Source organism: Marininema mesophilum, from assembly GCF_900106775.1.
Lineage (GTDB): Bacteria > Bacillota > Bacilli > Thermoactinomycetales > DSM-45169 > Marininema > Marininema mesophilum.
The window spans coordinates 40,994-62,695 of the sequence record NZ_FNNQ01000017.1; the positions used below are offsets into that span (position 1 = coordinate 40,994).

Genomic DNA, 21,702 nt, shown 5'->3' on the forward strand with positions numbered 1-21,702 from the left:
GTTGTGCTAGTCCCCCCTTGACCCCGGCTAATCATTGTTAGCCGGGACTTTTTTTGTTTCGATTCTTTTCCTTTTACACCACATTCGTTACCGGATCTTTTACTTCTTCCGTTGTTGAGTGGCTATAGATCGGTCGATCTAATAAATGGGTCACTTCCAGCCCCAGCTCTGCAAGCAACACCCCGCGATAAACCGGTTCCCAATGACCAAGGACACACGCAAATCCACTTCTTCCTCTAGAAAAAGAAGCCACACTCGTATTTTTCACCGGAAGACCAATCTTCTCTAGTCTGCTATGCAACTGATCTTGTTGTTCTTCTAGCATCGGTGTTGTTGTCTCTAAAAAAATAAACCGATCACCTGATGATACCTGAGGCAGGACAACTGCATCTCGTCGGGGATCTACATAAGAGAGGGGTAGACGATAAAGATTGCACAAATCCTCCAACATTGCACTAGCCGTGGGCTGCGCACCAGCTCCCTGACCAACTAGGGTAATATCTTGCACACGATCTGCTTCAATGTGTATTCCATTGTACACGCCATCTACAGTGGCAAGTGGATGAGCAAGTGGTAACAAACCAGGCCCGACACGTAAGGATAGAGGTCGATTCTCCCCGTAGCAATCCACTTGAGCGAGCAGTTTTACAGCATAGCCAAGCTTTTTTGCCAAGGCTAACTCCCCTGGAGTGATATCCCTAATTCCTTCTCGTGGAATCTCTGTTGTAGAAATATCTACTTCAAAGGCAAGCCGAGCCAATATAGCCAATTTATAGGCAGCATCCAAACCATCAACATCATTGGATGGATCCGCCTCAGCATATCCCAATTGTTGAGCTATCGCTACACCTTCAGCAAAAGAGATTCCCTTTTTATCCATCTCTGTCAACAAGTAGTTCGTTGTACCATTTAATATCCCTGTAATACGCTGGATTCGATTGGTTTGTAAAAAATGCTGGATAGTCCCCAATACTGGGATTCCTCCACCTACACTTGCTTCGTAAAGCAACTTCACTCCTTGCCGATGAGCAAGCCGCTCCAAATCAGAACCGTGCTTTGCAATTAGCTCCTTATTCGCCGTAACAACATGACACCCAGCAGTTAACGCCTCTTCAATGTAACGACGTGCGGGTTCCACACCTCCGATTGCCTCAACAACAACCTGTACCCCCGCCTCCAATACCTGGGCAAAATCGGTAGTAATTAACGGCTTAACCCCTTCTGCTTGTCGCTGTTTCTCTTGATTACTGACCAATACTTTTTTTACATCAAACAAAATACGGGTCCGCTTTAAAATAACCTCACGGTTATTCTGCAATGCCTGATAAACCCCCAATCCGACCGTACCAAAGCCTAAAAGTCCCACACCGATCCGTTTCACTTCGACTCCTCCTTTATTTAACCTCTATAAAACAAAAAGCCCCACTCGGATTAGAGGAGGGGCTGTGTGTACGGTAGAACCGTGTTCCCGCTCCTTATCACTTAGCGCCTACATGCGCTACAGGTATTGGCACCATGTCTGTAAGAACGCGTGCTTACAGATGGGTTGCCGGGCTTCATCGGGCCAGTCCCTCCGCCACTCTGGATAAGAATTTTTGATTCTTTTCAATTGTAATTAGTCTATATTATGAGACAGGGATGCCACTCTGTCAAAGGGAATTTTTACTCAGTGATCGTATTTCGCAGTACACCGAGCCCTTCAATGGATAGCTCTACAATGTCCCCTGGTTCCAACCAACGATGACATTCTGTACCCAATTCAAGGATGCAACCTGTCCCCACAGTACCCGACCCAATCAAATCACCTGGGTATAACATACAATCCTCCGATGCACGGGCGATCATCTGGGCAAAGGAGAAGGTAAGATCCTTCGTATTCCCACGGGAAAGCTCCTGACCATTTACTCGTGCTGTCATCGTAAGGTTCCAGCGTTCATCCTCGCGACGGTGTTCCAACTCATCCGGTGTCACTAACCAGGGACCGATGGATGTAGCAAAGTCTTTTCCTTTAGCAGGCCCTAATCCTACTTTCATCTCCTTCGCCTGCAAGTCTCTAGCACTCCAATCGTTTAAAATGGTAAATCCTGCAATGGATTCCATCGCTTCTTTTGTGTTCAGATCTCTTCCCTCACGCCCGATCAAGCAGGCGATCTCTAATTCAAAATCAAGCGCCTGGCTGTTACGGGGACGAAAAATCTGCGCATCTGTCCCCACTATCGAATGGGGATTGGAAAAATAAAAGACCGGAAACTCATACCACTCGGGCACCATCTCTAACCCCCGCCGTGCACGAGCTGTTTTTACATGCTGTTCAAAGGCATAAAAATCCCGAAAGGAATGAGGGTCAGGTAGAGGTGAGAGTAGCCGTATATCTTCTAAAGGAAGGGCGACCGGCTCACCCTCTATTTTCATTTTCTCTAAGTCCTCTCCTTGGGTCATACGAACAATACGCTTTAATTGTTCTTTGACATCCATGTCCGCTTCAAGCCACTCTCTCATGGTGGTGGGAAGAAGTTGTGTGAAGGGCATTCCATGGACAAGGGTCGCCCACTCCTGAGCAAAGGCTACATCGACTACCCATTTGCCCTCAATCCACCCTAACCTCCAATCGGAAGGGCCCTCCGCATTTATTGTTAATCCATTATTTGCATGCTCATATGTAACTAATCTCATCTCTAGTCCCTCCAGCTTCTGTATATAGGGCAGTTATCGAGGATATTCGCCAGGAGTAATGATCAACCCTTTTTTCTATAGCAAAGAACCCCCTTTCTCAAGAGGGTTCTTTGCTCATCTTATTTACAGGGCTGAATCAAGGGTACGTAGACGAAGGGTTTCTGCTACTACTCGGGATGCTGCCTCTGGCTTAGACAACTTCATCAATCCTTCTGACATGCGCATCCGTTGCTCATGATTCGCTAGCAGGGTGGCTGTTTGTTGCCAAATCGTCTCTTCATTAACCGCGATGGCTACCTTTTCCCGCAATAAATAATTGAGGTTGGTAGTCTCTTGACCAGGAAAGGCTTCAAACAGTAGCATTGGCAATCCCTTCGCCATGGCTTCCGTGACGGTAAGGCCACCTGGTTTAGTAATTAGGAGGTCCGCCGCATCCATTAATCGGGAGACATCCCTCCGATATTGAAAGATACGCACCCTTGTACCTTCATACCTCGTTGAAAGATCCTCGTATAACTTATCATTTTTACCTGTAAGAACCCATACCTCTGTAGGGGAATCGAGTCGTGCTAATTCCTCTACCAAGTGAGGTAATGGACCACATCCTAATCCTCCACACATCACTAGAACAAAGGGATGATCTACAGGAAGACCAACCTCCAATCGAGCTTCCTTGCTCGGCATCTTTTGGTGGAAACCTGCTTCACTAGGAATACCGGTTTCAATAATTCGGCTCCCTGTCTGCCATGCTAAACGCCTACGTTCTTTTTCCGAGAGCAACTGATGGGGAATACACAATAAATCAGGGGCCTGTGCTAACCACATACCATGTACTTCATAATCTGTCACGACCCCTGCTGTTGGCACATAACGCCACCGTGAAGGGAGCATCAAGAAGCCGAAGGGATGTGTACTAACAATCTGTGTGGGTTGAAAATCAGCCAGGATACGTTTCAATTTTTTTCGGATCATCCAACCAATCTTTTCGATAAACTCCGAGGAAATATAGCGAACAAAACGGTTATGGAAGGTTCGATTATAAAGATAATAATAGAAAGCCGGAAAACGGGACAACATTTGACTATAACCTACTTGCAGGAGAGGGTGGAAGGTTTTTGGCGTCAGTTCCAACAGATCAATGGTCAAGGTTGCTACATCGGCTTGTACGCCGTAGCTTTGGGCCAGTGCTTTTGCCGCAACATTGTGCCCGGTACCAAAGCCCATCGTCATGATTAAGATACGTTCCAAAGGGTTATCCCTCCCTGCTTGATATTTCTCGTTATGCCATATCTTAAACCTCAACGGATCAATCCATTCTTTTAAGCGAAATTCCGTTGCAATTATCGAGACATGTTACATGGTACCATAGGCATCACATTTCATGCCAATCTGACAGATAACAAACCCTAGGCTTAAAAATAGGGGAGCACACCTAGAATGGTGTGCTCCCTGCAAGATTATTTACTAAAAATATGCTTGCCGATTTTTGTAAGCTGAGGTCGACTCCAAATCCATTTGCTTGTTGCCGTCTCTGGGTTGAAGTAGTAAGTGGCTCCCTGAGCAGGGTCAGAACCCCTTGCTGCTTCCTTAGCTGCCTTATATGCCTCTGCATCAGGCTTAAGCCAGATTTGGCCATCCGATACCGCCGTAAATGCTCCCTTTTCCATGATAACGGCTTTGGCCCTGTCTGGGTATTGAGGTGATTCCATCCGGTTGATGATCACCGCTGCAACGGCTACCTGCCCTTTATAGGGCTCTCCACGAGCTTCACTATAGATTGCACGTGCCATCCAATCAATATCTTCTTGATTGAGAGAAGATGCATTCCTTTTTGCAACTTGAACCTTTGCAACTTGAACTGTCTTTTTATCAGTAACCTTCCTAGGTGTAGTCTTAAGCTTTTTATCTTTATCCATCGTTGCTTTTGCTTGAGACTTCCACTTAGCCTGGAGAACCTCTTTTTTATGATTCTTTCTTTCCGTGGCATCCGCTTCTTCGTCGAGAAAACCAAAGGGTAGCACCATGCCAGATATACCAACAGCGACTGAAACACTAGTCGCCACAATTTTTTTAATCATATACTATTCTCTCCTTATTAGCCTTTATAGCGAGAATAATGGAGCAAGTTTGTGCGCTTGGCACAATGCACATTGTAACGCCCGCAAATACTTTGATCAATAACAAAAAAATGTAATCAAAGGAAATATTTTCTCATATGAATAACAAAAAGAAGCAGATTACAAAGAGTGTTTGATAGCTCTTTGTAATCTGCTTCTTTCATTAATCAATTATTTTGCTGCTTGGTAGCGCTTATTTACTTCGTCCCAATTGACTACATTCCAGAACGCTTTGATGTAATCAGGACGCTTGTTTTGATACTTAAGGTAGTATGCATGCTCCCACACATCTAGACCCAAAATCGGCGTGTGACCATCCATCCGAGGATTGTCCTGGTTCAATGTGTTGGTGATAGCGAGTGACCCATCATTCTTCACGATCAACCATGCCCAACCACTACCAAAGCGACCCACAGCTTCATTGGCAAACTTCTCTTTAAAGGAATCAAAGCCACCAAAGGTATCGTTGATTGCAGAAGCTAGATCGCCTGTGGGCTCGCCACCGCCATTAGGACTTAGGACTTCCCAGAACAATGAGTGGTTAGCATGTCCACCACCATTATTGCGGACCGCTGTACGGATGTTTTCTGGTACTTGATCCAAATTCGCTACCAGATCATTAATTTTTTTACTTTGTAGTTCAACATGACCTTCCAACGCTGCATTTAATTTGTCAACGTAGGTCTTATGGTGACGACCATGATGAATCTCCATTGTCTGCGTATCGATATGGGGTTCTAACGCATCAGGAGAGTAAGGGAGTGCCGGCAGTTCAAATGTTGCCATTAAAAAAAACCTCCTCAATATGTAGATGAGCGGAGTAGTACAGGAATTCATGGAAGTAGAACATCCTGTTATTAACCGCTTCCCGTTTTTATTATGCAGAAAACATCAGATAATATCAATCACTGAGAAGAAAGGCACAGGATTTATTCACCTGATCAGAAACTTAACCCTTCACCCCGTTGAGTCCTTTTCGATTTTTTCTCTCCTCTTCACCAGCTTCTTCGAACCTTTTTTCTCTCCATTCACTTCCTTAGAATCGCTCTCTTTCGCTAGGATAGAATCAATCAATGCTAAGAGATCCGTCACATTATCCAAAATGTAGTCTGCGTGAAGCTCTTCAAATTTGCTCCTAGCTTCAGCACCACTAGGCCCTGTCAAAGTAGCAGCAAAGTCACATCCCATTTCCTGTGCAGCCAAAAGATCAGCGACAGAATCCCCCACGATCAAGATTTTTTCTCCCTCAGGGACTGGTAGACGTGCCGCCACACATTTGGCATCAGAAACTTGTCGTCCAAGGAAACCTTTGATATAGGTAAAGGGCCTTGGTTTACCTAAGGGAGCTTGTTCTGGATAAACTTCCTCTGCTCTCTGAACATCACTAGCGGTTACGATGCGATTCGGATCAAAGGAGGGATAGAGATCAAGAGCTACCAATGGCACCTCAGTCTCTACATCTGGGCGTCCAGTTCCAATCCCTAGTGAGATTCCATGACGCGAAAGGCCGCTTAGCATCTCCTTGATAGCTGATGGTTCGGCAAGGGGGATCTCCTGATCGAGAAATCCTGCTTTCTCACGATAAAGAGCCTTCTTTTTCTCCACTTTTTCAAATTGCTCTGCGCCGAGATACCATTCCTGATATATCTCACGCCCTAATTGCCATAAGGATTTACCATGTGAGAAGGATTCTGTTTCTATACCTGACCACTCTCGCGCTAAGCGATCCAGACACTCTGATAGATCCAGTTCCCCCTTCTGACTACGTAGTGCTTGAATAATGCCAGGAAAGTCGGGTTGAAATTGGATTCTTGTTTTGCGTACCATTTCTCCGATTCTCATCAATGCCCGTCTGTTAAGCGGGCGATTCAGGATCTCTTCTACAAAAGACGGTTGTTTTTGGTGCAATAAATACAGGAGACGCTGAAGCTGATAACCGAATAACAAACTTACCATATCCCAATTGGAATTCATTCCTTGGGCCTTCAGCCATGATAAAATACCGTCGTCATCCAGCACGAGTTTCCTAATCCGTTCGATTTCCTTTTCTCGGGGACTGGACACGAAAGACTCTCCCTGTAGTCCTAGAGCTTGGTCACTGTATAACATTTCCCAGACAGAAAGCGTCGTTGAGTCAAAACAACGCTTTTCGCTTAAAAGCACTCCATCGACGTCAAATAAAATTAGCTGATACATCTTTCAGTACCTCCCCCGATATCTCTTTTCACTTCTTTACTTTATCAGAGGAGCATAGCAAAGCCCAACAGGTTTAACAATAGAGAAAAAGTTCCTTTTTCCTCCAACTATGCAATCTCTCCACCTTCATAACCATGCAATTTTTCTTCCAATCGACGCTCACGATCCACCCAATTCCCCAGCCATCCTTCATTTTTTACCCGATCGATCAAGGCGAAGGCTTCTTTCAACGCTCCTGATTCTTCATAAATCGCCAGCAGTGTTTCATATCCCACATGCCTGGGTAACTCTCCAGTAAAAAAAGGATCACGGCGATATGCACGTATGGTTATTGCACCATATTCGATCTGTAGGCGACAATACTCCCTCGCATTTTCAAGGGCCTGAGAATCATTGTCTCGCAAGCCATAGTACATTCTGATCTGCTCTTCAAAATGTTCGTGAAGACTGATAAATTTTTGTGCGATATAGTGACGATGCACCTGAGGGTCAGGGTGCTCTATTTTCATTTTCTCATATTGTGTTCGTGCATTTTGGTATATATCTGCTTCCTGTGCTGTCAAACACATATCGAATACACAATCTTCATCCTCATAATGTAACCGAGCAACGTAAGGGAAATAGTCTAAGTCGTCCGCATTTTCAAAAGCTCTAGTAACGGACAACTTCTCTTTTTTAAATGGGAATTTGCGATTCAAGAGGTGGGCTCCTCTCCGCATATCAAGTAAGTAGAATAATCTTCTTTTGTTGCATTCTATTCCCGACTCCCGCATAAGATAAACGACTCACAAAAGAGCCCTGTCGCTCATAGCAACAGACTCTCATCTCTGCGTATCAAAAATAAATAAGGGGAAAACACTTGGAAACCACCTTATATTTATCATAACATATGATGGAAAGGTCCCTTTTGTCTACTTGTTAAGAATGACCATTGATTGATTATTTCACATGATCAATCAATGGGTGACATCCATTAGAATCTTTACAGATTAAGAAGGAACGTCGTCGGTAAAAGAGAAAGGTATAGGAATATGGATTTTACAGAAAGGGGCGCAGTCCATGCCGTTTCAATATCAGAATGTAGATGATCCAATCCAACCAGATACAGAGACTCTTCATAAATTGGAAGAAGCGGCCAATCAACTGCAGGTCAGTGAAGAAGCCCTCCGTCAAGCGATTGATGAGGGAATCTTCCGTGGAGTGGACAAAGACGGAGAAACCTTGCTACCAGATGAAGAGCTAGAGCGTGCAAAGGCGCTCCTTGCACAAAATCACCAAGCTCAATCCGTCGATGAAACGCTGGAGGATGTACCCCCTAGTACTTCGTCATCAGAGTCGTCCCCTGATGAGATGGAACCGGATGAGCTAGATGCAAACAGCTCCACGGCTTACCAAAAAGACAAACAGAAGGAACCATTCCATACTCAATATCAAGAAGTTATTCCTCTCTATCGCAAAGGGGAAAATCATTACGATGAGGGGCCTTCAAAACATCATCAAAAATGGAAAGCTGCCTTTGAACGAATTACCGAACAATTACGGCGTTTACAGGATATGAGACCCTTATCTCGTTTACGAGTAAAGGAGCGGCTTGAAGGATTTTTCCGTCTCATTGAATCCAAAAAGAAAAAAGACGTTGACGAAGAATTTGATAAGAAGGAAGTCAGCCTTAAATTGGGCTTTATGACCGGCCAGAATGAGATGTTTTGCGATTTCTGCGAAGTTCATGATCGTTTTTATCCAGGAGCCATTTTTGCTGACGTCTATGTAGACGGTGGACTCAAATGGATGATGTGTCCCAATTGCCTTAATTACTGCCGACAACAATCCAATGGCAGTATGGAACAAAATGTGCGGGCACGCTTCAATCATTTAGCTCACCGTTTAGAAAAAGAAGCCCAACGCGCACGAAAACTGGCAGCTTCTGAAAACTTCCAGGTACCACAACCCCACGAATGGGAGGCTTGGGAAACTGCTTCTGTCACCATGCAAGAAGTAGCCTCTGCCTATGCAGGACCGGGTTACGATGCTGGAGAGGGCTTTGATTCTCACTCAGGTTTTGACTCTGACTTCGGCTCTGGCCCCTCCTGGGGATTTAACGCAGATGACGGCGAACCCGATTTTACAGCAGATTTCGATCCTACGGAGCCACCAAAGGATAGCAACCAATCATCCTAAAAAAAGAGGATCTGGCTTTAGAACCAGGTCCTCTTTTTTATTGAGATCGATCATCTTCTACTCTTTAATCATCCTGGGTATTCACTTCTTGAAGAAGAAATTCCTCATAGGTGAGACCACTCTCCGTCACCTGGTGAGCTAGATTTTCCCCAAGATACCGGTAATGCCAAGGTTCATAGATATAACCTGTGACTTTTTCTTTTCCCACTGGATAACGAAGGATAAAACCAAATTGAGAAGCATGGGTAGCTAACCATCGCCCTTCTGGAGTAGACCCAAATTCCTCGACCAACTTAAAGCCAACCAACTTCGAGGTGATATCCATCGCTAATCCCGTCTGATGTTCACTCTCACCTGGTCGTGCACTCTCCCGATTAGCCCCTAGTGTCCCCAGCCGTTCCACATGATTAGCAAAAATCGCCGCTTGTGTTTCGTATGAGCGATAGCCTGAGGCCGCCACCAAATAAATCCCCATCGTTTGAGCGTAAGCAAAGAGACGTTCCAAGGCGACCGCTGCTTCCCTACGCAAATATTTCCGTGGATGATCCTCAGAGAAAGAAAAAGAAACTTCGGGTATGACAAGATCCTTAGGTACAAAGTCCGCAGGGAGTGGATTGCTCTTGTTCACTAGTACGTGTAATCCATGCCAATCCCTCATCAGCTCCCCCCATTTCTTCAAACCATAGCCGTTTCTCTACATTTCACGAATTAGGGATTACCCTTCTGATATTCCTTCCCTTTAGCTGGAGGTGAAGGCTCCCCTGAGGGTTGCCTAGATAGATCTGTTACCGTGTCCTTTTTTGGTATGCTCTTTTCGACAACAGCGTCCTTGTACGCATAGTAAGCAAAACGAATGCGTAAGTTCCCTGTTTTAGAGTCTACTTGATCTACATATTCAAAACCCTGCACAGCGATGATTCGATCAAGCTGTTCCAATTCTTGCAACAGTGAGGTAAAGGAATTTGAATCTACCTGAACGTAAAGATCTCCCCAATATCGCTGAAGTTTTTTATTAGAAGGTGGCGAAGGTTCCTTCACCTGGTTCTGTGAAGAGTCGTCCTCCTTCCTTTGAACAGTGGTTTCAGCCTTTACTTTCCCTTCATCTAAGGGTTTTAAATCCTTTAGTCGATCTGCTGAACGAAGTTCTACCCAGGTAGCCTTTGCTTTTTCCACAACTTGGGTAAGATCACGAAGTAAACGAGCGGAATCTACATCGGTAGGAACTTTTTCTTGGAGACCCTTTAACTCTTCAAAACCAGGTGCTACTGGCTTTTGCTTATCTGCAACCAGTGTCTGTTGTTGTTTAGCATGATAGGTTTTTAAGGATTTGAGTTCCCTGTATTGATCTTCCTTCTCTATGTAAGTGGGGTAAAGGACTGCCAAGGCTATGCCACTGACACACACGGTTCCTATCCCCCAAATCAGTAGCAGTGTTTTTCCTGTTTTGTACCACCCTGCTGGACGAATCTTATCACCCATGGTCCTTCCCCTCTCCCCTCTCTTTTTTTTCTGTTTTCTTCCCAGGTGGGGTGGTTGATTTTTTTCCACCGGTATTCTGAATAGGAACCGGCGACGCTGTTAACGGATCATTTCCCTCCGTCTCCTCTTGTAGAGTGACATGAAAATGGGCAATCTGGGTCCCTGCTTTTTTAAGCAAGGTGAATTTTTCTGCACATTGGCTCCCAAAACAGTCCAAATAAGCTTCCTTCACCCGAGAATCTTTCTTCAACTCATCGAGATAGTTAATCGATGTTTCTGGTGTGGGAAAAACCGCCCATCCATCTAAAAGATCATTATCTGCTTTTGCTTGAAATAATGTCGCACCCTTCGGAAGATGTTCTGTCAGTATGGAAAGGGAGTCACTCCAATTAATTGTTGATTCATCTAACGCTTCCACCGATTTACGATAACGGACAGTAGGACCATATTCATTCATAAAGTTTTTGTATTCATGGACACGATTTCTGGTATCTGCTTGTTGTAATTTTCCTTTATCTACTTTCTTCTCCAATCGCTCTGTCGCAATGGATTGTTCTTTCCATACCCAACCAACTACCAATGCCAAATTGAACAACCACAAGATAATAATGATTAGTCCTAAACGAAAATAGCGCTTACCTGGTGGAATAGATGGCATCAAATTCATGAACTCACCCCCGTGAGCGCAGCTCCCAAGGGGACAGATAACGCATTGCCCAACCAACGGGATGCTTTTAGGCTCATCTCATCGCTTAATAGGTCATCCGGACTAGGCCCTAAATACACAGATGGACCATCCTTCATTTGGAGATGTAGGAGTAGCAGATCAAAATCCACTCCCTCTCCAGATATCATCCAGTTCCTAGAAGATTGCCACAATTCTTTGCGTAGCCATTCAGGTTCTACTCTCTTCAATACGCCTACTAACGCCTTTCCATAGGATGAGACTTGATCCTCCCTAGTCAACATGGGAGCCAGAGGATCGATTGTAGGTCGATCAGGTACATCCTGAAGACACGATACCATTGAAAGAGGCATATACGATCCTCCCTGGAGCACACCTTGAAAAAATAGGCTCACCTCCACCCCTGTACGAGAAATAGTTAACGTAGCCCATCGGTGAGGACTTGTCTCACCCGAAAAATCGACCCACCTTTGCAAATCGAGAGAAGAGAGGCCTACAGAGACCGGATCGAGCCCGCACCAACGAATCAGATCGGTCATTTCCTCTACATAACGACGAGAAGTGGCTACTACAAGTACCTCTTGTTGATCCCCATCCGACCACACATGGCCTATCGTTTTAAAATCGAAAATGGGATCATCAAAGGGAAGCTCCCAATCAGAGAACACCTTGCTCTCAATCCAGCGCCTCATCCTCCCTGCTCGCATTTCTGGCACATACCAAACTCCCGTCACTACATGACGATTGCTTAAGGAGAGATGAACTTTCCTTGTGCGAAATCTACGCCCTAATAATGCATCTTGAATGGATTGGATAAGCTCTTCACGTTCATCCAATTCCCTCTTCCCCGACCAAACTGGTAATAGAGGATGCGCAACATACTGTGTTAAATGCGTTCGTCGGAAACCTTGGCGAATCTCCACTAATTTAAATAGGGAATCGGATAACTCTATCCCCATCGAATACTTTGGAATCAAAGACATAGATGTTCTCCCCCGCCTCGAATCATTTTCTCCTTCGAGAACCGTACCATATAATGTTGGACTTTAAAGATCTAATCTCCTGGTTGTGAACCAATTTCATTTTATCACTACAAAAATATACTAAATCACTTATCTCGAATATACAACTTAAGGCGTAATATCTATCCTCCTAATAAATGGGTGGTGACTAGTTAAATTCAAAAAGGGAAAAGTAGTTGAGTCACAGGATCTTTATTCACTCACTTTTATCTTGCATTCCTTATTTTGATTGTGTACAATTAAATTGCAAGAAATTAATTATGGCTGGAGGTGACCTGATGAATGTCTACGATTTCGATGCAGTTACAATTACGGGAGGGAAAAAACCCCTAGCCGAATATGAGGGACGCGTGCTCTTAATTGTGAATACAGCAAGCAAGTGTGGATTTACACCCCAGTATGAAGAGCTTCAGAAACTATATGGACAGTACCGAGATCAAGGCTTTGAAATCCTTGGCTTTCCAAGTAATCAATTTATGAAACAAGAACCTGGAACGAATGAGGACATTCAATCCTTCTGCAAAGTGAACTACGGTGTCACCTTCCCCATGTTCGCAAAGACAGATGTCCGAGGAGAAACCGCACACCCCTTGTTTCGTTACTTATGCAAACAAGCACCTAGTCTGATCAGAGAAGGGATAAAGTGGAATTTTACGAAATTCCTTGTCGGTCGAGACGGTAAAGTAATCAAACGATTTGCTCCAACGACTAAACCTTCTACGTTAGGGAAGGATATTAAAAAAGCGCTTTCTAATTGAATCTAAAACCAAGGACTATGAGGAGGAACTGTTATGAAACCCCTTTTTACAACTGCTGCAACTTCACAAGGTGGTCGCGATGGTAGAGTTGTTTCTGAAGATGGTGTGATTGATCTCGATGTACGCGCTCCGAAGGAAATGGGCGGACCAGGTGGACATGCTACGAATCCAGAACAACTATTTGCAGCAGGCTATTCCACTTGCTTTAATAGTGCCCTGAACTTAGTTATCCGTAAAGAGCGAGTAAGTACAGGCAATCCTGAGGTTACTGCCAATGTCTCCATCGGTAAAGACAGTGATGGTGGATATGGTCTCGCCGCTAAGTTACAAATCAAGATCCCTGATGTTGATCGTGAAACGGCGCAAAAACTGGTTAAAGAAGCCAGTAAAGTATGCCCATACGCTAAAGCTACGCGCGGAAACATAGAAGTAGAGTATGAGGTATTGTGAGCTTACGTTGAAAAACCTCTTTCATAACAAAAGAAGGGCTAAAAACCGATTGTCCTCTCAGGACAGCTACTCGGTTTTTAGCCCTTCTTCTCTGTTATTTTTAGGCGATAGAGAGCATGCGGTCTAGGGCGATGCGAGACCATTTTGCTGTTTCAGCATCGACGGATACCTGATTGATCACACGACCTTCTACAAGACCTTCAATGGTCCATAATAGATGGGGGCGATCAATTCGATTCATGGTCAGACAAGGACACATTGTTTGACTCAACAATTGAATGTGTTGCTCTGGATGCGTATCTGCTAGACGTTGGACTAGGTTGACCTCTGTTCCTACAGCCCACTTGCTACCAGCAGGAGCTTGTTCGATTTGTTGAATAATATAGCTTGTAGAGCCAGCTAAATCAGCGGCTTGAACCACATCAAAGGTACACTCTGGATGAACGATCACTTTTATCTCTGGGTCACGTTCCCGCAAACGATTAATTTGGTCAACAGAAAATTTTGTATGGACTGAACAATGACCTTTCCACAAAAGAACACGCCAATCTTCCATCGGACCTGTTTGCTCTTCCCACTCGTTCGTCAATTGATTCCAGACGGCCATTTGGGAGAGGGGAATCCCCATCTCATAGGCTGTGTTCCGACCTAAATGTTGGTCAGGTAAGAACAGGACACGCTTTTTCTGTTTGAAAGCCCACTCGAGCACACCCTTTGCATTGGTCGAGGTACATGTAGTACCTCCATGGCGTCCCACAAAGGCTTTAATTGCCGCAGTAGAGTTTACATAGGTTACCGGGATGACGGTATCTCCTAAGTCGTTTTGGATGATCTCCCAGGCTTCCTCTAGTTCATCGATATCCGCCATATCTGCCATGGAGCAACCTGCACGCATATCGGGCAGAATGACCACTTGCCCGTCATGGGACAATATATCCGCAGATTCAGCCATGAAATGAACACCACAGAAGATAATTGATTTTGCCTGTTTTTCACGAGCAGCAATCCGAGCTAATTCAAGGGAGTCTCCAGTAAAGTCAGCAAAACGAATCACATCATTCCGTTGATAGTGATGACCCATGATGACAAGATCATCTCCCAATCTTTCCTTAGCACGTAAAATTCGTTCATCATATTCTTGATCGGATAGATTGCGGTAAGCATCGGGCAGTAGTTGAGGACGGGTAATTAATAGGCTTTCACTCATGATAGTACCTCCTTCTTCACAATTAAATCTAAGCTAATATCCAAAGCGGTTGGGGAGTGGGTAAGCCATCCCAGCGAAATCCCATTGACACCGGTCTGTGCTATCTCACGTGCAGTAGTGGGAGTAATCCCACCAGAAGCTTCAGTCCACACACGCCCATCAATACAATGGACAGCCTCCCGTAACTGATCGAGGTTCATATTGTCTAACAAAATAGCATCGACATCGAGGGAAAGTGCTTCCTTCACCTGTTCTAGGGTGTCGGCTTCTACCTCTACTTGAACCATATGTCCCAAACGACTGCGTACCTGCTTCACTGCCTGTGAAAGGCTCCCAGCCGCAGCAATATGATTATCCTTAATCATCACACCATGCCCGAGTCCAAAACGGTGGTTTACACCTCCACCTGCATAAACTGCCGCTTTTTCCAATAAGCGAAGGCCCGGTGTGGTCTTCCTTGTATCTAATACACGACAGGTGAGCCCTTCCAATTGATCCACAACGCCACGAGTCATCGACGCAATACCCGAAAGTCGTTGTAAGAAGTTGAGAGCTACGCGCTCACCAATCAATAGGCTACGAATACTCCCCTCCGCCCGAGCAATTACCATTCCAGGTTCCACTCGATCCCCGTTTTCTCGTTCCAGGTGCAAACGCACCTGTGGATCCAATTGCCGATAAACCTCTTTTACGGTTTCATGGCCTGCGACCACACCCGCTCCCTTTGCGAGGAAAATCGCCTCGCCCATCATTTCAGCTGGGATGAGCGCTTCTGTGGTCAAATCCCCTTGACCAATATCTTCGTTCAAAGCATCATGTACAATCTCCTGCAACCACAACGGATTCATCCTGACGCCCCCTTTGCATCAAACTTCTAGTTGTCGCCCACCTAGGAATAGATTCTGGATAATCCTTTCGGTAATGACCACCCCTACTCTCCTCACGCCAGAGTGCAGACTCCATCACCAATCGTGAAATCGTGATCATATCTCGACATTCAAGGAAGCTTACAGGAACTTTCCTCTCTAAACGAGCCAGTTTTTCTAAACCACACTGTAAGGTGTAACCGTCACGGATAATTCCTGCATGTTCCCACATCAACTGACGAAGCTCTTCTTTCCACGCCGCCTCTTTGCCCTCATCTCGAGAGCAGATCGGCATGGAAACGGTGCGGGGAAATCTCGAAGGATTCGAGAGTGTCATCGCTTCGCGCGCTGCTCGTTGCGCGAAAACCGCTCCTTCCAATAGTGAATTGCTCGCCAGACGATTGGCTCCATGCACACCTGTACAAGCAGTCTCACCAACGGCAAACAAATGAGGGATTGTAGTGCGCCCAACCGTATCCGTCGCCACGCCACCCATCAAAAAATGAGTGGCAGGTGTGACAGGAATCCAATCCAGCGCTGGATTGATCCCTGCTTTAAGGCAACGTTCATAAATAGTAGGGAAGCGACTAGCAAAGGTGTCGCCTAGACATGTTGCATCGAGATATACCCTTCGCCCTGCTCGCATCTCACTATCAATCGCCCGTGATACGACATCGCGTGGGGCAAGATCCTTCCATTCATGCACGCGGGACATAAAGGCATCCCCTCGATCATTAACCAGGACAGCTCCCTCGCCACGTACAGCTTCAGAAATCAAGAACATCGGATTAGCATCGATGGCGAGCGCAGTTGGATGAAATTGCACAAACTCCATATCCCGCACTTCCGCCCCAGCTCGCCATGCCATTGCCAATCCATCACCTGTCACAGCAGGAGAATTGGTCGTGTAGCGATAGATCTGTCCACAACCACCGGTGGCCAATATTACGGCACGCGCCAAATAAAGGACTGCCTTACCAGCGTGAAAAGCACTCACGCCGATACATACTCTCTCCTCCACCACCAAATCCACTGCTCGTGTGTTCCCAAGGAGACGGATTCTTGGATTTTCCACTGCCTTGCTAAGCAGTGCTTTCATAATCGCCGCACCCGTCGCATCTCCGGACACATGGAGAATACGATGAACACTATGGGAACCTTCTCGCCCTAGGTTCCACCCATCCGAGCCACTGTCAAAGGGTGTTCCCCATTTATCCAGCTGTTTGACCGCGTCGGCTCCACCCTCTACTAACACATTGACGGCATCGGGCTCACATAATCCAACGCCCGTACGTAAAGTATCGTCTCGATGCAAGGAAGGGGAATCACCCTTCCCAACCGCAGCGGCAATCCCACCTTGTGCACGAGCGGAGTTGCCGTCATCGGTACGAGTTTTGCTCAACACGGTTACCCGGCCTTTTTCCGCCAAGGTGAGAGCTGCAGTTAACCCTGCTATTCCACTTCCTACAACTAGATAGTCGGTTGTGATCCGGTCCATAATGTGATTCCTTTCACATAGTCGTCACTAGTGTTTCTCCTTAATTGTCTATATTCTAGGCTATTTGTCAATGAGAAATTTTTCTATATGGGATACGTTTCACAAAGTGATGCGCAAACCCCCGCCCTTACGCTATAATGGGTTGTGAGAGCGGCTATAAAAGGAGGGCTTAATATGAAACGTCTATATTTTGACCATGGTGCCACTACACCCATTCGCCCAGAGGTACGAGAAGCAATGATCCACTCCTTCGATCATTTCGGCAATCCCAGCAGTCTACACGATGAAGGAACCCTTGCGTATCAAATGGTGGAGTTAGCTCGGAGCCAGCTTGCCCGCGCCATCGGTGCATCGCCTCGTGAGATTATTTTCACAGGTAGCGGCACGGAAGCGAATAACATGGCCATCATTGGTACTGCACGAAGACTCCGCAAACAAGGAAATCATATAATTACTACACAAGTGGAACATCCCGCTGTCCTTGCAACATGCCGTTCATTGGAAGAAGAAGGATTTCGCATCACTCTACTTCCTGTGGATGATAAGGGGGCCGTTCATCCAGATGAAGTGATAAAAGCCCTTACTCCGGAAACCATCCTCGTCAGTATTATGGCTGCTAATAACGAAGTGGGTACCCTGATGCCCATTCAAACCATTGCATCTGTTCTTAAGGAACGCAACATTCGCTTCCACACCGATGCGATTCAATTCTTTGGGAAGAAAGGCCTGGATGTAAAGCAATTAGGGGGAGATTTTCTCTCGATCAGTGGACATAAAGTGAATGGCCCGAAGGGAATAGGAGCCCTATATATTCGCAAAGGGGTACGTATCGATCCCATCTCATTTGGTGGTGGGCAGGAACGGGGACTTCGTCCAGCTACACACAACGTGACTGGAATTATTGGTTTAGGTGTTGCAGCGGAATTAGCAGCAAAGGAAGTAAGCGAACGAGAGCACACCTTAACGCAACTTCGCAATCACTTATGGAAGAAAATCCACGAGACGATCCCTGATGTTTCTCTCAATGGCCATCCTGAAAACCGCTTACCCAATAACCTCAACCTTCGCTTCGATAGGGTGGAAGGGCAAGCCATCTTGTTAGAGTTAAATCGGGTGGGTATTGCTGTGTCCAGCGGTTCAGCTTGTAGCTCTGGGAAAGGTGCTCCCTCCCATGTACTAGTCGCCATGGGCCAACCCGATGAAGTCGCTCATCAGAGCCTGAGAATCACCCTTGGAAAAGAAACAACCATGGAGATGACGGATGAACTTGCCAACCACCTGCAAGTCATTCTTAAAGAGCTCCGGGCGCGAATTCAATCCTGATAACAGAAATTCTGCAGAATTCTTTCATAATTACAGACAAGCGTTCTCATCTTTGTTACACTAACAACGATGTAGAACCTTGTCGACAACTCGGATGAAAGGAGGTTTATGGTATGAAAATCACCCGAAACCCCTTCCGTCGTCGGATGACACTAAGGAACAACTTGGCCGTTTTCGGATTAGTGGGAGGACTTGTCTTGACTAGCTTTGCATCTCCACCAGTAGCTCAAGCACCTCGTAGTAGTTTATTTTCTTCCCCGTCCCTTTCCGCTGCTGAAATCAACTCCAGCATGATAAAAACAAAACTCCGGCTATCTGCGAACCAGACACAGGAGAAAAGGGGAGAGAAGGAAAAAGATCCTGCTGTAGCTTCATCTACCTCCACACCCGATACCCAGCAGAAACGGGCGAATTCCGCCCCCGTCCACTCTCTTAATTCCACTTCATCTTCAAGTGAGCAGAAACAGAGCTCCGAAAAGAAAGATGGAGATCCTCGTTCTCGGAATGGTGCCCCCAACTCTCCAAATGATAGCCAGCGCAGAGAACATACAGAGAGCCCTAAAGAAAGACCACATAACGAGAAACCAGAGCAACCTTATCCCCCAGATTCAGACGATCCTGGAGCAGAGACTCCTATTCAACCACCTGGGGATGAGACTGATGGCGGGGATCTTCCCTATTCTCCACATAATTTCAATTTTTCTCCCACGAGCTATTAACAGTTAGCGGGATTTTTTTTTGTTCTTTGTGTAAACTGGTAATAGTTGATTAATCTAAGGACGAGAGGAGATCATCTATTCGTGCCACAATCTAAACCTTTTCGTTATGGTTATGCAATTCTGTTAACCTTTTTGATCATTTATATGGGCACCAAAATTGATTTCGTTTTCCGTCCCTTTGTCATCCTGGTTCAAACGCTCTTTTTTCCATTTTTAGTTGCTGGTGTTCTTTACTATCTCTTTCGTCCCGTTGTGCGTGCGTTGGAACGAAAAAAAATCCCTCCAGTTGCTTCCATTCTTTTAATCTATGGAATGGCCGCGGGACTCATCACCTTAGCCATCGTTCTAGGCGGTCCCCCGCTTACAAAACAGATTACCGAATTAGTGAGTAATATTCCTGCCCTGATGAAAAACTTACAAGCTTACTTAATAGATCAGCAAAAGATGTTACAAAATAATCCTTATCTAAAGGGTTATATCACTCAAGAGAATCCACTCCAAGGAGAGAATTTAAATCAATACATCTCTCAATTTACCGATTATCTAAACACAAGTTATACTTCTATCGTCACGAATATTGCTAACTTTATCGGGATCATCACCGGAATCGTCGTTGTATTTGTCACTGTTCCCTTTATTCTTTTTTACATGCTTAAAGAAGGGGAATCGGCGCCAAAACAAGTGCTCCGTTTTCTCCCTCCCTCCCAACGCGTAGAAGGTCGTAAAATTCTCAACGATATGGATAATGCCGTCAGCTCCTATATCCAAGGCCAGGTACTTGTCAGTTTTTGTATCGGTGTTTTAGTCTATATCGGTTACTTGATCATCGGACTAGAGTACTCTCTGCTGCTGGCGCTGGTCACCATGTGTACCAACATCATCCCTTTTATTGGTCCCTTAATCGGCACAATTCCCGCTGTCATCGTCGCCTTAACTACGGACCCCCCTATGGTATGGCTGGTTTTGATCGTCGTTATTATTGTCCAACAAATCGAAGGGAATTTTATTTCGCCCCAAGTGATGGGACGCACATTAAACATTCATCCCCTCACGATCATTCTTCTGTTATTGGTCGCAGGAAGTTTGGGCGGTTTCCTCGGCCTTTTGCTCGCAGTACCTACCTACGCCATCTTAAAAGTAATTGTAAGCCATACCTACCGGCTCTTACGCCTGCGTAATCGCAATAAACGGCAGGCAGCCATTAAAAAAGAAGGAAGCGACAACGATTAATCCCCCCACCTCCTCACCCGAAAAAGCCTTCTCCGCATACAGTGGAGTAGGCTTTTTTGAAGGAGGACCCCATCATGGTAAAAAAACGGTCAAAAAGCAGGCAGAATCAACCCAGGATGCAAGCGCCTATTCGAAAAAAAAGGATAAAAGAAGCCGATCTCTATTACAGTCAAACCATTGCACCCTTACGGCGCCATTTAAAAAGTGCCCAACTTGCTGGCAACAGTGAAGTCATCGATGAAATATGGGAACCTTTGCAGAAAGCATTAAAACATCATCGCCTATTAATTGACCGGGCCCATTATGTAGAGCGGCCATAATATTCTTCCATACTGAAAACCCGCAATACCCTTTCGCTGTTAATAAGGAAAGTCCTATTGCGGGTTTTTCGGTATGAAATCATCCTGCCCTAATTATCCAACCCTCTTGGCAAGAATGTTGCGCAACGATACAGCCAAGGGAGGACAAGCCATTAATTCCTTTACAATTTCTTTCGGTGTTTGTTTATCGTGAAGGATTGTATTTACCTTTGCGATGGTCCAGTTATCGTAAGTTCGTTCTAACAAAGCGATCTCCTGTTTTTCTTCAACGAACCCCTCCTCCAGCACCCTTAAATACCAGCCACTTCTTCCTGTCTCCTTCACCTGTGTAGACAGCCCTTCATAATTCCATAAGGCGTCCAACTTCCAACAAGGCATTCGAGTTTGCGCCACCTGGAGAACTGCTTCCCCAATTTGAAGGATATCTCCAATACAGACATCGACCTCTGTCTGACCGTGAATGGTAAAGTTCTCTCCAAATCCTCCCCGACGGAGATCTAGACCTTCTAGCTCTTCCTGCCATCGAGGATAATGGGCGATCCCGTAGGCTAGCACTGCCTTATCGGGGCCACCGTGATTCTTCATATCTCCCTGTCCATCTCCAGCTAAATTCGTCTTCCCCAGGTAAACCGGTCCTGATACTGGTTTTTTACTGATTCCACTCGTCCATTTCCGCTTTGGCGTCTCGTATGTTTTTGGTTTTCCTACCTGAATCGAGTAAATATACGGCTTGGTCATTATTTAACTCACTCTCCTGCAAGCGTGTTAACTAATCATCGCAATTGACACTCCCACAGCTGAAGCAGTGGGATTCTTGGGAACTCCCGTCTACTGACAGGATATACTCCAAGCTTAAACGGTCTGCCCAACCGCAAAAATCTTTAGTCCTTCTTGCAAGATGTTCTTGGATGCATTGATGTCTCGGTCATGGTGAGAGTGGCACGTAGGGCATATCCATGTGCGAAGATTCAGGTTCTTCAC

General features: G+C 45.6%; 23 protein-coding genes and 1 riboswitch. Of the genes, 7 read left to right on the forward strand and 16 right to left on the reverse strand.

The window, feature by feature from the left end; genetic code table 11:
* Positions 1-73: 73 nt before the first annotated feature.
* From BLV90_RS14135 to BLV90_RS14165, 7 genes are all read right to left on the reverse strand, one after another.
* Positions 74-1,381: a homoserine dehydrogenase gene (locus tag BLV90_RS14135; protein ID WP_091742476.1), complete on the reverse strand. Its 1,308-nt coding sequence runs from the start codon at positions 1,379-1,381 to the stop codon at positions 74-76.
* 91 nt (positions 1,382-1,472) lie between these two features.
* Positions 1,473-1,592: riboswitch (SAM riboswitch) on the reverse strand.
* 70 nt (positions 1,593-1,662) lie between these two features.
* A complete protein-coding gene (locus tag BLV90_RS14140; RefSeq protein WP_091742478.1) occupies positions 1,663-2,673 on the reverse strand; it encodes a fumarylacetoacetate hydrolase family protein in 1,011 nt (336 codons plus the stop codon).
* Positions 2,674-2,796: 123 nt separating this feature from the next.
* Positions 2,797-3,921 carry an MGDG synthase family glycosyltransferase gene (locus tag BLV90_RS14145; protein ID WP_091742481.1) on the reverse strand — a complete coding sequence of 375 codons (1,125 nt, stop codon included), beginning with the start codon at positions 3,919-3,921 and terminating at the stop codon, positions 2,797-2,799.
* Between the two features lie 209 nt (positions 3,922-4,130).
* Positions 4,131-4,751 (reverse strand): cell wall hydrolase, encoded by a 621-nt coding sequence (locus BLV90_RS14150; RefSeq protein ID WP_091742484.1) that lies wholly within the window; start codon positions 4,749-4,751, stop codon positions 4,131-4,133.
* Positions 4,752-4,961: 210 nt separating this feature from the next.
* Positions 4,962-5,576 carry a superoxide dismutase gene (locus tag BLV90_RS14155; protein ID WP_091742487.1) on the reverse strand — a complete coding sequence of 205 codons (615 nt, stop codon included), beginning with the start codon at positions 5,574-5,576 and terminating at the stop codon, positions 4,962-4,964.
* Between the two features lie 171 nt (positions 5,577-5,747).
* Positions 5,748-6,986, reverse strand: a complete 1,239-nt coding sequence (locus BLV90_RS14160) for an HAD family hydrolase (RefSeq protein ID WP_091742490.1) — start codon at positions 6,984-6,986, stop codon at positions 5,748-5,750.
* Positions 6,987-7,093: 107 nt separating this feature from the next.
* Positions 7,094-7,684, reverse strand: a complete 591-nt coding sequence (locus BLV90_RS14165; RefSeq protein ID WP_091742493.1) for a hypothetical protein — start codon at positions 7,682-7,684, stop codon at positions 7,094-7,096.
* Positions 7,685-8,045: 361 nt separating this feature from the next.
* Here BLV90_RS14165 and BLV90_RS14170 point away from each other — a divergent pair, with 361 nt between their 5' ends.
* A complete protein-coding gene (locus BLV90_RS14170; protein WP_091742496.1) occupies positions 8,046-9,164 on the forward strand; it encodes a hypothetical protein in 1,119 nt (372 codons plus the stop codon).
* Positions 9,165-9,228: 64 nt separating this feature from the next.
* On the opposite strand, the gene BLV90_RS14175 is transcribed toward BLV90_RS14170, so the two are convergent.
* Genes BLV90_RS14175 through pilM form a run of 4 tightly spaced genes read right to left on the reverse strand, consistent with a single transcriptional unit; the run spans position 9,229 to position 12,311 of the window.
* Positions 9,229-9,822, reverse strand: a complete 594-nt coding sequence (locus BLV90_RS14175; protein WP_091742499.1) for a M15 family metallopeptidase — start codon at positions 9,820-9,822, stop codon at positions 9,229-9,231.
* Between the two features lie 50 nt (positions 9,823-9,872).
* The gene (locus BLV90_RS14180; RefSeq protein ID WP_091742502.1) at positions 9,873-10,643 is read right to left on the reverse strand and encodes a hypothetical protein; all 771 of its coding nucleotides are present in this window, start codon (positions 10,641-10,643) and stop codon (positions 9,873-9,875) included.
* Positions 10,636-11,310 carry a hypothetical protein gene (locus BLV90_RS14185; RefSeq protein ID WP_091742505.1) on the reverse strand — a complete coding sequence of 225 codons (675 nt, stop codon included), beginning with the start codon at positions 11,308-11,310 and terminating at the stop codon, positions 10,636-10,638. Before BLV90_RS14185 ends, BLV90_RS14180 begins: the two co-directional genes overlap by 8 nt.
* Positions 11,307-12,311: a type IV pilus biogenesis protein PilM gene (pilM, locus tag BLV90_RS14190; protein ID WP_091742508.1), complete on the reverse strand. Its 1,005-nt coding sequence runs from the start codon at positions 12,309-12,311 to the stop codon at positions 11,307-11,309. The genes BLV90_RS14185 and pilM overlap by 4 nt, the downstream gene beginning before the upstream one ends.
* Positions 12,312-12,628: 317 nt before the next feature.
* Here pilM and BLV90_RS14195 point away from each other — a divergent pair, with 317 nt between their 5' ends.
* Positions 12,629-13,108: a glutathione peroxidase gene (locus tag BLV90_RS14195; RefSeq protein ID WP_091742511.1), complete on the forward strand. Its 480-nt coding sequence runs from the start codon at positions 12,629-12,631 to the stop codon at positions 13,106-13,108.
* 33 nt (positions 13,109-13,141) lie between these two features.
* Entirely contained in the window at positions 13,142-13,558 is a 417-nt protein-coding gene (locus BLV90_RS14200) for an organic hydroperoxide resistance protein (RefSeq protein ID WP_091742514.1), read from the forward strand.
* Between the two features lie 100 nt (positions 13,559-13,658).
* Here the strand turns inward: BLV90_RS14200 and nadA are convergent, their stop codons facing one another.
* From nadA to BLV90_RS14215, 3 genes are read right to left on the reverse strand one after another with little or no spacing between them, the layout of a single operon-like run.
* Positions 13,659-14,765 carry a quinolinate synthase NadA gene (nadA, locus tag BLV90_RS14205; RefSeq protein WP_091742517.1) on the reverse strand — a complete coding sequence of 369 codons (1,107 nt, stop codon included), beginning with the start codon at positions 14,763-14,765 and terminating at the stop codon, positions 13,659-13,661.
* Positions 14,762-15,613, reverse strand: coding sequence for a carboxylating nicotinate-nucleotide diphosphorylase (gene nadC, locus BLV90_RS14210; protein WP_091742520.1), 852 nt, complete (start codon positions 15,611-15,613; stop codon positions 14,762-14,764). The genes nadA and nadC overlap by 4 nt, the downstream gene beginning before the upstream one ends.
* On the reverse strand, positions 15,579-17,129 hold the full coding sequence (locus tag BLV90_RS14215) for an L-aspartate oxidase (RefSeq protein WP_091742523.1): 1,551 nt from the start codon (positions 17,127-17,129) through the stop codon (positions 15,579-15,581). The genes nadC and BLV90_RS14215 overlap by 35 nt, the downstream gene beginning before the upstream one ends.
* A 174-nt stretch (positions 17,130-17,303) precedes the next feature.
* On the opposite strand from BLV90_RS14215, the gene BLV90_RS14220 reads away from it, so the two are divergent.
* The 4 genes from BLV90_RS14220 (at position 17,304) to BLV90_RS14235 (ending at position 20,721) form a co-directional block, all read left to right on the forward strand.
* Entirely contained in the window at positions 17,304-18,452 is a 1,149-nt protein-coding gene (locus BLV90_RS14220) for a cysteine desulfurase family protein (RefSeq protein WP_091742525.1), read from the forward strand.
* A 113-nt stretch (positions 18,453-18,565) separates the two neighbouring features.
* Positions 18,566-19,171 (forward strand): hypothetical protein, encoded by a 606-nt coding sequence (locus BLV90_RS14225; protein WP_091742528.1) that lies wholly within the window; start codon positions 18,566-18,568, stop codon positions 19,169-19,171.
* Between the two features lie 81 nt (positions 19,172-19,252).
* Positions 19,253-20,401 (forward strand): AI-2E family transporter, encoded by a 1,149-nt coding sequence (locus tag BLV90_RS14230; RefSeq protein ID WP_091742531.1) that lies wholly within the window; start codon positions 19,253-19,255, stop codon positions 20,399-20,401.
* A gap of 74 nt (positions 20,402-20,475) precedes the next feature.
* On the forward strand, positions 20,476-20,721 hold the full coding sequence (locus BLV90_RS14235) for a hypothetical protein (RefSeq protein ID WP_091742534.1): 246 nt from the start codon (positions 20,476-20,478) through the stop codon (positions 20,719-20,721).
* 93 nt (positions 20,722-20,814) lie between these two features.
* Here BLV90_RS14235 and BLV90_RS14240 read toward each other — a convergent pair whose 3' ends face one another.
* Entirely contained in the window at positions 20,815-21,459 is a 645-nt protein-coding gene (locus tag BLV90_RS14240) for an MOSC domain-containing protein (RefSeq protein WP_091742537.1), read from the reverse strand.
* A gap of 114 nt (positions 21,460-21,573) precedes the next feature.
* Positions 21,574-21,702: zinc ribbon domain-containing protein (locus tag BLV90_RS14245; RefSeq protein ID WP_143035066.1), on the reverse strand; the 129-nt coding region annotated here is incomplete at its 5' end.